General features: G+C 72.3%; 8 protein-coding genes. 4 read left to right on the forward strand and 4 right to left on the reverse strand.

The window, feature by feature from the left end; all coding sequences use genetic code 11:
• Positions 1-16: 16 nt before the first annotated feature.
• Positions 17-838 carry a tryptophan 2,3-dioxygenase family protein gene (locus AB0B76_RS22760; protein WP_360378349.1) on the reverse strand — a complete coding sequence of 274 codons (822 nt, stop codon included), beginning with the start codon at positions 836-838 and terminating at the stop codon, positions 17-19.
• 26 nt (positions 839-864) lie between these two features.
• On the opposite strand from AB0B76_RS22760, the gene AB0B76_RS22765 reads away from it, so the two are divergent.
• Positions 865-2451: a hypothetical protein gene (locus AB0B76_RS22765; RefSeq protein WP_360378352.1), complete on the forward strand. Its 1587-nt coding sequence runs from the start codon at positions 865-867 to the stop codon at positions 2449-2451.
• 85 nt (positions 2452-2536) lie between these two features.
• On the opposite strand, the gene AB0B76_RS22770 is transcribed toward AB0B76_RS22765, so the two are convergent.
• Positions 2537-2716 (reverse strand): hypothetical protein, encoded by a 180-nt coding sequence (locus AB0B76_RS22770; protein WP_360378355.1) that lies wholly within the window; start codon positions 2714-2716, stop codon positions 2537-2539.
• Positions 2717-3203: 487 nt separating this feature from the next.
• Positions 3204-4823, reverse strand: coding sequence for an L-glutamate gamma-semialdehyde dehydrogenase (pruA, locus tag AB0B76_RS22775; RefSeq protein WP_360378357.1), 1620 nt, complete (start codon positions 4821-4823; stop codon positions 3204-3206).
• Between the two features lie 124 nt (positions 4824-4947).
• On the opposite strand from pruA, the gene AB0B76_RS22780 reads away from it, so the two are divergent.
• Positions 4948-5817 (forward strand): hypothetical protein, encoded by an 870-nt coding sequence (locus AB0B76_RS22780; RefSeq protein ID WP_360378359.1) that lies wholly within the window; start codon positions 4948-4950, stop codon positions 5815-5817.
• Here the strand turns inward: AB0B76_RS22780 and AB0B76_RS22785 are convergent.
• Positions 5810-6316 (reverse strand): hypothetical protein, encoded by a 507-nt coding sequence (locus AB0B76_RS22785; protein WP_360378362.1) that lies wholly within the window; start codon positions 6314-6316, stop codon positions 5810-5812. The two genes, AB0B76_RS22780 and AB0B76_RS22785, sit on opposite strands and share 8 nt — an antisense overlap.
• A gap of 117 nt (positions 6317-6433) precedes the next feature.
• Between AB0B76_RS22785 and AB0B76_RS22790 the strand changes: the two genes are divergently transcribed.
• Complete coding sequence (locus tag AB0B76_RS22790) at positions 6434-6673, forward strand: helix-turn-helix domain-containing protein (RefSeq protein WP_360378365.1); 240 nt, start codon at positions 6434-6436, stop codon at positions 6671-6673.
• Between the two features lie 443 nt (positions 6674-7116).
• Positions 7117-7890 carry an Rv3235 family protein gene (locus tag AB0B76_RS22795; RefSeq protein WP_360378368.1) on the forward strand — a complete coding sequence of 258 codons (774 nt, stop codon included), beginning with the start codon at positions 7117-7119 and terminating at the stop codon, positions 7888-7890.
• The last annotated feature ends 1738 nt before the right edge of the window (positions 7891-9628 follow it).

A 9628-nucleotide genomic window follows, 5' to 3' on the forward strand; every position in this document is an offset into this window, starting at 1 on the left:
CGAACCGGGGAGTCCGTCACATCAGGCTGCGCAGCTCCCACAGTTCGGGGTAGAACCGCAGCTCGACGCGGGAGCGCAGGTACGCCCCGCCGGCGCTGCCGCCGGTGCCGGCCTTGGTCCCGATCTGCCGCTCGGCCATGAGCACGTGCCGCGCCCGCCAGAGCGACCAGGCCTGGTCGTGGGCGAGCATCGCCTCGGCGAGGTCCCACAGCCGGCCGTACCGCTCCCGGTCGCGCGAGATCGACAGCAGCGACTCGAACCGTTCGTCCGCAGTGGACACCGCGAAGCCCTGCTTGCCGAGCATGGTCAGGAACGCCTCCCACAGGCTCGGCTCGGCCAGCCGCCGCTCCAGCCGGGTGCGCTCGGAGTCGGACAGGCCGCGGAAGCGCTTGAGGTACGTCGGGTCCTTGAGCCCCGACAGGAACTCGATCTCGCGGAACTGCCCCGACTGGAACCCCGAGGCCGGGGACAGCTTGTTGCGGAAGCGCAGGAAGTCCTGCGGGGTCATGGTGTCGATGATGTCGACCTGGCTCACCAGCACCCGCTGGATCGACAGGCATCGTTCGAGCCGCACCCGCGGCAGGTATGTCTCCCCGGCCAGCAACCGGTCCCGCGCGTCCGTGAGCTCGTGGAGCACCAGCTTGAACCACAGCTCGTACACCTGATGAATGGTGATGAAGAGCAGCTCGTCGTGCGCGGGCGGGCTGGACTCCGGCACCTGGGACTCGAGCAGGCCCGGCAGGTGCAGGTAGTCACCGTACGTGAGGCGCCCGCCCTGCTCCCCGAAATGCGCATCGGTCCAGTTGCCGGCCGCGCTGCCGGCGGATTCGTTGGTCACCGGCCCACGCTATAAGGTCACCTGTCGTGACGAGAGGCGCACTGGTCCGCTGGCTCCAGGATCTCGAGGCTCGGGAGCTCGGCGAGGTGCTCCGCCGCCGCCCCGACGCGCTGACCGCCCCGTCACCCGGCGACCTCACCGCGCTCGCCGCGCGCCTGTCCACGCGTACCGCCATCGCCGACGTCGTCGCCACCCTGCCGCTGCCGGCGCTGCAGGTCATCGAGGCCCTGGCCCAACTCGGCGAGCCCCCGGTCCCGCGCGCCCGCCTCGCCGACTTCCTCGGCCGCACCCCCGACGACACGGAGCTCGATGCCACCCTGCGCGTCCTGAGCCAGCGGGCCCTCGTCTGGCCCGACGGCTCCGACCTGTGGTTCCTCGGTGTCGACGGCGTCTCGGACGGTTCCTTCGATCCGGTACCGCCCGCGCCCGCCCTGATCCCCGCCGACCGCGGCGCCATCCGCACCGCCGCCGGCGAGTCGGCCGACGCCCTCCTGCAGCACGCGGCCGCCCTGCTGGACGAGGCCGCCGAGCACCCCCTGGCCCGCCAGCGCAACGGCGGCGTGGCGGCGCGCGAGCACACCCGGCTGGCCGGCCTTCTCGGCCTGGACGAGCCGCTCGTCGCGCATTTCGCTGATGTCGTACTCCAGGCCGGTCTCCTGGCCCCGGACGGCGCCCACCTGGAGCCGACGACCGCCGCGACCGCCTGGATGGCCGCGGAGCCGGGCGAGCGCCTGGCCCGGCTGCTCTCGGGCTGGTGGTCCGGTCTCCCGCTGCGCCGCGTCGTGGTCCGGGTCCTGCACGACCTGCCGCCCGACACCGCCGTACACGACATCGACTCCCTCGTGCCGCTCGTGCGCTGGACCGCGCCCCTGCCGGCGCGCGCGGAGCCCGCCCTGGACGACGTCGTGAGCGGCCTGGTGGCCGAGGCGACGCTGCTCGGCGTCTGCGTGATGACCGAGCCGGACACGTTCGCCATCAGCCCGCTCGGCCGCGCGCTGGCCGACGGCCGCTCGGTGGCGGAGGTCGCCGCCCGCCTCCTGCCCGCCCCGTCGCTGCGAATCCACTCCGGCGTGACCGTGATCGTCGCCGCGGACCCGGCCCTGCTCGACGACGCTGTGTCCGCGCTCGACCTGACCCGCCTCGCCCCGACGGTCGCCATCTCCCGGGACTCCGCCGCGGACACCGTGGCCGCCCTCCGCGCCGCGGGCTTCCGCCCCGAGCGCGAGGGCCCGCAGGTGCAGATACGCCGGGCCGCCCCCGCCCCCCGCCCCGCCCCTCCGGCACCCACCACCCGCCGCCCGCTCACCGTGGACCCGGCGGAGCTGGCGCGCCGCTTGACCATCCCGGCCCAGCGCGACGCCACCCCCGTGGAGCAGATCCGCCGCCGCGCCCCGCAGCTCCGCCCGGAACAGGCCCAGCTCCTGGCCGACGCCGTGGAGCACGGCACCCCGGTGTGGATCCGCTACGTGGACGCGAACGGCCGAGCCTCGGAACGCGTAATCGAAAACGCCGAACTGGCCGGAACGGTGATCGAGGCCTGGTGCCGCCTACGCCGAGACGACCGTGCCTTCACCCTGGACAAGATCGTCGCCGTGGCCCGCCCTCGCCACTGATCCCACCCATACCAACCACGCCGTGCGCTCGGGTGCTCCCTGACCGCACGGCACAAGCCACCACTGCGCCGACGACCCGGCCGCGTCACGCCATCTTGTCCGTCGCCAACGGCGGGCTCCCCGAGGCGTCGATCAGTGCGGCCGCCGGCGACGTGCGCCGTGGGCAGCGGCCATCTCCCATGCCCATGCCCATGCCCACGCCCACGCCCACGCCCACGCCCACGACAAGATCGTCGCCGTAGCCCGCCCACGCCACTGACCTCACCCTTGCCACCGCCGACGGCGACCACACCGAACGCTCGGCGCCGCCCGACCGAACGGGTAACGCCGCCACTGAGCCGCCGACTTCATCCCTCGCCGACAGGGCGCCTCCTGGCGTCGATCAGTGCGGCCGCCGGCAACATGGACGGCGGCCATCGACCCGCCGACAGCGACCATGCTTACACCCTCGACAAGATCGTCGCCGCGGCCCGCCCACGCCACCGACCTGACCCGTGCCACCGTCGACGGCGACCACACCGTGCGCTCGATCCCGCCCGATCGCGCGAGACACGCCACCCACTGGGCCGACGGCCCCGGGCTCGCCACGCCGGATCAAGCCGCTGACCTGTCCCTCGCCGTCAGCGGCGCTCCCGGCGTTGACCAGTGCGACGTGGGCAGCGACCATCCACCGCCCAGGCGTAGCTCGGCCCCGAGCACGGCCGCGCCGCCGGTGGGCCGAACCGAGATCCGCGGTTCGGCCCGGCGTGCCGTCAGCCCATGTGCGGGTAACGGTGGTCGGTCGGCGGAACGAAGGTCTCCTTGATCGTGCGTGGCGACGTCCAGCGCAGCAGGTTGTGCCACGAACCGGCCTTGTCGTTGGTGCCCGAGGCGCGGCCCCCGCCGAACGGCTGCTGGCCCACCACGGCGCCGGTCGGCTTGTCGTTGATGTAGAAGTTGCCCGCCGCGAAGCGCAGCTCGTGCATGGCGCGCTCGACGACCTGGCGGTCGGTGGCGAAGATCGAGCCCGTGAGCGCGTAGGGGGCCGCGGACTCGGCCTGGGTCACGACGGCGTCGTAGTCCGCGTCGGCGAAGACGTGCACGGCGAGGATCGGCCCGAAGTACTCGGTCGTGAACACCTCGTGCTCCGGATCGGTGCACTCGACGATCGTCGGGCGGACGAAGTAGCCCTCGGCGTCGTCGGCGGTGCCGCCGGCGACCACCGTGCACGAGGACGAGTTCTTGATCCGGTCGAGCGCCGCGGCGTGCCGGTCGAAGGCGCGCCGGTCGATCACCGCACCGCCGAAGTTGGTGAAGTCGGTGACGTCGCCGTAGGCGAGGGCGTCCGTGGTCGCCACGAGCTCGTCCTTGATCTGCGACCACAGGCTGGCCGGGACGTAGGCACGCGACGCCGCCGAGCACTTCTGCCCCTGGTACTCGAACGCGCCCCGCACCAGCGCCGTGCTCAGCGCGGCCGGGTCGGCCGACGGGTGGGCGATCACGAAGTCCTTGCCGCCGGTCTCGCCGACGACGCGCGGGTAGCTGCGGTACACGTTCTCGGCCACGGTCCGGTTGAGCAAGCGGAACACCGCGGTCGAGCCGGTGAAGTGGATGCCGGCGAGGTCCGCGTCGGCCAGCGCGACCTCGGAGACGGCCAGCCCGTCGCCGGTGACCAGGTTGATCACGCCGGGCGGCAGGCCCGCGGCCTCGAACAGGCGCATCGTGTAGTGCGCGGCCAGTTGCTGGGTGGGCGAGGGCTTCCAGAGCACCGTGTTGCCCATCAGCGCCGGCGCGGAGGGCAGGTTGCCGGCGATCGCGGTGAAGTTGAACGGGGTGATCGCGTAGACGAACCCCTCCAGCGGGCGGTGGTCGAAGCGGTTCCACACGCCGGCCGAGGAGCGGGGCTGGTCGGCGAGGATCTTCTGCCCGAAGTACACGTTGAAGCGCAGGAAATCGATCAACTCGCACGCGGCGTCGATCTCGGCCTGGATCGCGGTCTTGGACTGCCCGAGCATCGTCGCGGCGTTGAGCGTGTCCCGCCACGGGCCGCTGAGCAGGTCGGCCGCGCGCAGGAACACCGCGGCGCGCTCGGCGTAGGGCAGGTCCCGCCAGGCGGGGGCGGCGCGCTTGGCCGCGGCCACCGCCTTCGCGGCGTCGTCGGCGGTCGCGTTGTGCGTGACGCCGAGCACGTGGCGGTGCCGGTGCGGCTGCACGACGTCGATCGGCTCACCGGCGGCCATCCGCTGCTGGCCGTCGATCGTCATCGTCAGCTCGTGTCGCTCGCCGGCCAGCTCGCCTAGGCGGCGTTGCAGGCTCGCCCTCTCCGGGGTGTTGGGGGCGTATGAGTGCACCGGCTCGTTCACGGGCTCGGGCACGTTGATCAAGGCATCCATGAGGGTCTCCCACGTAGTCTCGGCAGCGTTGGCGAGGTTTTTCCTATCCTCCCACGCGCTCGGCGGCGGCCCGGAGTTGTCCACAGGCACGGTCCACAGGCGGGCTCGCGTACTCTCCTAGCTCGTGGGTGCGAAGCGTGCTGAGGTGGCGGAGAAGGCCGTGGAGACGTGGCGGCCGGCGCGCGCGGTGTTCGTGGCCGGGTTCGCGCTCGTGCTGCTGTTCCTGACGTTGTTCTCGGCGTACGGGCACGTCCCCGACGCCGCGGTCGCCGCGCTGGTACTGCCGGGGATCCTGGCCCCGACGCTGATCGCCGGGGCGGCCGTCGGGGTGCTGGCCGTCGGGCGGTTCGCCGCCGAGGCGCCGGTGCGCGGGCGCCTGCTGCAGGGCGGGCTCGGCGGCCTTCCCGTCGGGCTGGTCGCGATGGGCGGCATGCTCGCGGCGTACCACTCCGGCCCCTCCGTCGCCTACGTCGCCGTCACGGTGGCCGTCGCCGGGGTGCTGGGCGGCCTGGTCGCCGCGGCGCAGCCGGTCGGCGCGGTCGCGGCTGGCGCGGCGGCCGGCGTGCTGGCCTCCACGATCGGGCTCCTGGTGGCGTACTTCCAGAACGACCTCGTCGACCTCTTCGGCAACCAGGAGACGGTCGGGAGCATGGCCGACGCGTCGTACCGGCTCCAGCTCACGACGTCGATCGTCAGCGGCATTGCGGCCGGCGCCATGGCCTTCGGCTACCTGCGGCGCACCGGGATGGCGCTGCCATGGCCGTCGTACCCGCTGGCCGGCGCCATCCCCGGCCTGCTCACGCTCGGCGCGGCGCTGATCGGGTGGATCGGCGGCCTGCCGCTGTCGCACGCGGTCGCGAAGCAGAGCGAGTTCGACGCGGCCATCATCGCCAGCCGCCTGCCCGAGCAGGTCAACCACGGCCTCATCCTGCTGTTCGCGGGCGCGTTCGTGGCGATGATCCTGGTCGGCCGGACCCTCAAGCGCGCTAGCTGATCAGCTGGTCCAGCTCCGTCGGGTCGTACCACTCCAGCTCGTGGTCCTCGGCGCCGTCCACGGTGAACTGCGCGTCCGGGTCGCCCGCCTCGGCCTCCTCCACCACGTCGGCCGCGGCGGCGACGTCGGCCTCGGCGTCGTGCCCGTCCACGTGGATCGCCGCCACGGTGCTCAGCGCGACCCGGCCGGAGATCTCGACCTCGCTCGAGCCGAGGTCGAGCCCGTTCAGCTTCACCATCGCGCCCGGCAGGTCGGCCGAGAGCACGACCCGCCGGCGCGGCGCCTTCGCGTCGTGGCGCAGCATGCGCAGGGCACTCTGCGCGGCGCGCGTGAAGGCGACGTACTCCAGCTCCTCCTCGTCGCCCTCGGCGTACCACTCCCGCAGCGAAGGCGTGACCGCGTGCGCCTCCGTGGGCGGCGGCAGCTCGCCACTCTCCCGCAGTACGGCCAGCTGAGCGAGCGTTGCGGGCAGGTACACACGCGTGAGGTCCGTCGTCACGCTCTTGTCCTACACCCTTGCCCGGGTTTGGACACGCATGTCGGGCGTGTCGGATCGCTCGGCCGTTCCACGCGATCGTCGTAAGCATCGGAAAACGAACGATGGCAAACTGAGGCGATGGAGCCGCGATTCCTGCTCATGGCCGACGTTGCCGAGCAGTTGAACGTGTCGGCCTCGCAGGTGTACCACATGGTGCGCAGCGGCGAGCTGCCGGCGATCAAGGTCGGCGGCCGCGGCCAGTGGCGCATCGAGCGGAGCAAGCTCGAGGAGTACATCGAGCGCAAGTACGCCGAAACGGCCGAGTGGGTGCGCAGCAACCCCCTGGTCGACAAGGAAGACCCCGGCGACCTCGATTGACCTGCGGTTTTCTGACTTACTAACAAAACGACATTTCGGCTGTACCGCATGAATCGCCAACGAGCATCCGCCACGCGTCAAAGGACGAATCACCCCAAACCCCGCCATAGGCCAACGTAAGCCCACCCGGCCTTCTTGACGGCATCGCGCGCCCTCGATACAACAGATTCCGGAGGCAATCGAAAGCAAACGCAAGCATCGGGGGGCTTCTCATGACGGCGGTGACCGACAAACGTCCGACCCGCGGGCCGCGCGGCGCCACAAGACGCACCGGCAACGCGGCGGATCACAACGCCGACGACAACGCCTGTCACAACGCTGGTCATACGGCCGACACCGCCCACGTCGACGGGGCGGCACGGGCGGCTCGAACAGTTCGCACCGGCGGGACAACCCGCAGCGGTAGGACGCCCAGCATCGGCGCCAAAGTTCCCGGTGATGTCGTGGCTTTCAGCAAGGCTCCCGCACCGGAGCCCAGCACCGTGCGGCCGCGCGGGGCGGGCCCGCGAGTCGAGGCCGTTCCGGATCCGGCTCCGGGCGCCGAACGGGTCGTCGGGATCGACCACATCTCGAGCGGGGAGCGGGCCGGCCGCCCCCGTCGAGCTCGAGGCCCTGGGCGCCCCGGCGCCGCGGTCCGCGGGCTGCCGGCACGCACCGGCGAGTCGGCCGTCATCCTGCGCCTGCCGCCGCCACTCGACCCGCCGATCGTCGACCCCCCGCCCGCACCGGTTGTCCTCATGCCCGCCTACTTCATGGACCCGCTGCCATTCGAGTGGCCGCCCGGCTCCACGGCGGCGGCCCGCGAGCCCGCCCGCGAACCTCGCCGCCCGGCTCCGGTCGAGCCGCCGCGGACGCGGTCAGAGTCGTACCAGGCCGCCAAGCGGTTCGCGGCCCTGTGCGTGGAGATCCTCAACGGGTACCGCCCGCCGAGCCAACTCCGACCGCTGACCCACCCGCACCGGCTGGGGGACGTCAACGACCAGATCATGCGCCGGACGGTAAGGGTCCGCATGAACCCCGGCCAGGCGGCACGCAAGGGCAACCTGGTGCGCATCCGCCGGCTGCTCCTGACCGAACCCCTGGCCGGCATCGCCGAGGGCGTGGTCGTGCTCGAGCACGGCGCCTCCACCTGGGCCATGGCCGTCCGCTTCGAGAAGGCCGATCGCCCCGGCTTCGGAGTGTTGGGCTGGGTCTGCACCCTGGTCCAGGTCGTATAAGCCACCTCCCGCTACGGCGAGGTTCGGGCCGTCCCGGCACGGGGCGGGACGGCCCGGCCCCGCCGCCGCACCCGCCGCTCGCGCTCCGGGGAGGGACAGCAGCGAGCGGCGGCTCCGGAGAGCAGCCGTCCCGGATTCGGTGGGCCGGGACAGCACTCTCCACGGCGGCCATCGCGCCCAATCGTGCCGGGGCGCGATGGCCGCCACCCCACCACGCGTTCCCCCGGTGTGCTCGGTAGCTGAACGAAGCGGCGGGCGCACTGGGCACCAACCCACCCCTTGGCGCGGCCGCCGCGGCCCGAATGGGCCCGGTCCGCGGCGGCCGCCTCGAACCGAACCGCCGTCACCGCCAAGGACACAGCCGCGGCACACGTGGCCCGATCCGCGGCGATCGCCTCGAACTGAACCAGCCCGACCGCCCACAAACCCAGCCGACACGGCTCGCGTGGCCCGGTCGGCGATGATCGTCTGGAACTGAACCAGCCCGACCGCCCACAAAACCCAGCCGACACGGCTCGCGTGACCCGGTCGGCGATGATCGTCTGGAACTGAACCAACCCGACGCCGCCGCAGCCCTGCACGGCAAGGCGAACCGCCACAGGCGTGACCGCCGGTCCGAGCAAGCCCGGTCCACGGCGACCGCCCCCTACTCGCACAGACCCACCGCCACGAACGCGGCCGCCGCGGCTCGAGTGGGCCCGGTCCGCGGCGACCGCCTCGAACGGACCAACCCGCCCATCGCGAATGCGGCGCGCGCCTTGCTGCTCCTCGGTGGGGTGCTGACCGCAGCCACCTCGCTCCAACTGAACAGGCGCCACCGCCACGAGCGCGGCCGTCGCGCTCCCCCAGAGGCTCTTGCGGCGGCCGCCCCTCCCTCGCCGACCTATTCACTCGTAATGAACACGCCGCCGGCTCGGCCCGCCGTGGGGAACATTCGCCGCACCTGGCCGGGGTTGTCGCCGTCAGGTTGGACAGAGCGGCACGGCATGGTGCTGCATCGGCCGCAAGGGCCGTTGCCCGCTTGGGCGGTATCCCGTGTAGGTCCGGCCGGAGACGTGGCCGAGCCGGGGTTTACGGCGGCCGGACGTTCGTGCGGACGCAAGCCGAAGAGCGAAGAGCGAAGAGCTTCAAATTTCTAAGGGAGGAAGAGCAATGATTTGAGCCGGGTCCGGGGAGTCTGCGGACGCGACTTGTTGCCGTGGTTGCGCGCCGTCGGGGTTGAAGAGCGGGCCCCGACCCGCGCGGTCGCGGTCGGGCTTCGCCGCACGGATCTGCAGCCGAGCTCGCGGTCCGTCGCGACACGGTGACCTGTGGTGCGCCGCCGACAGCTCACGGCTCTCCCTGCAGATGATTTGGCGGACCTCAGCGCCGCCGGTTTCGTCGCGGCCGACGGGTGACACGCCTCCGCGCGAGGGAGGCGGCCTCGATCGCTGATGGATCGTCCGTATTGCCCTTCACCAGGCAGGACAAAGTCCAGGTATGAAGAGAGCCCCTCGCCGGGGGTCCGCCGGCAACGCACGGCCGGAACGAACACGAGCGGCGGACGCCGACCGCCCGACCGGCGCGAACACGAACAGCCGACACCCACAGCGTCCCGACCAGCGCGAACACGAACAGCCGACACCCACAGCGTCCCGACCAGCGCGAACACGAACAGCCGACACCCACAGCGTCCCGACCAGCGCGAACACGAACAGCCGACACCCACAGCGTCCCGACCAGCGCGAACACGAACAGC

The organism is Dactylosporangium sp. NPDC049140, assembly GCF_040648435.1.

Coding starts and splice junctions, on each gene's coding strand:
- pruA (WP_360378357.1), bottom strand. CDS start 4,823: ATGGATGCCTTGATCAACGTGCCCGAGCCCGTGAACGAGCCGGTGCAC.
- AB0B76_RS22790 (WP_360378365.1), top strand. CDS start 6,434: ATGGAGCCGCGATTCCTGCTCATGGCCGACGTTGCCGAGCAGTTGAAC.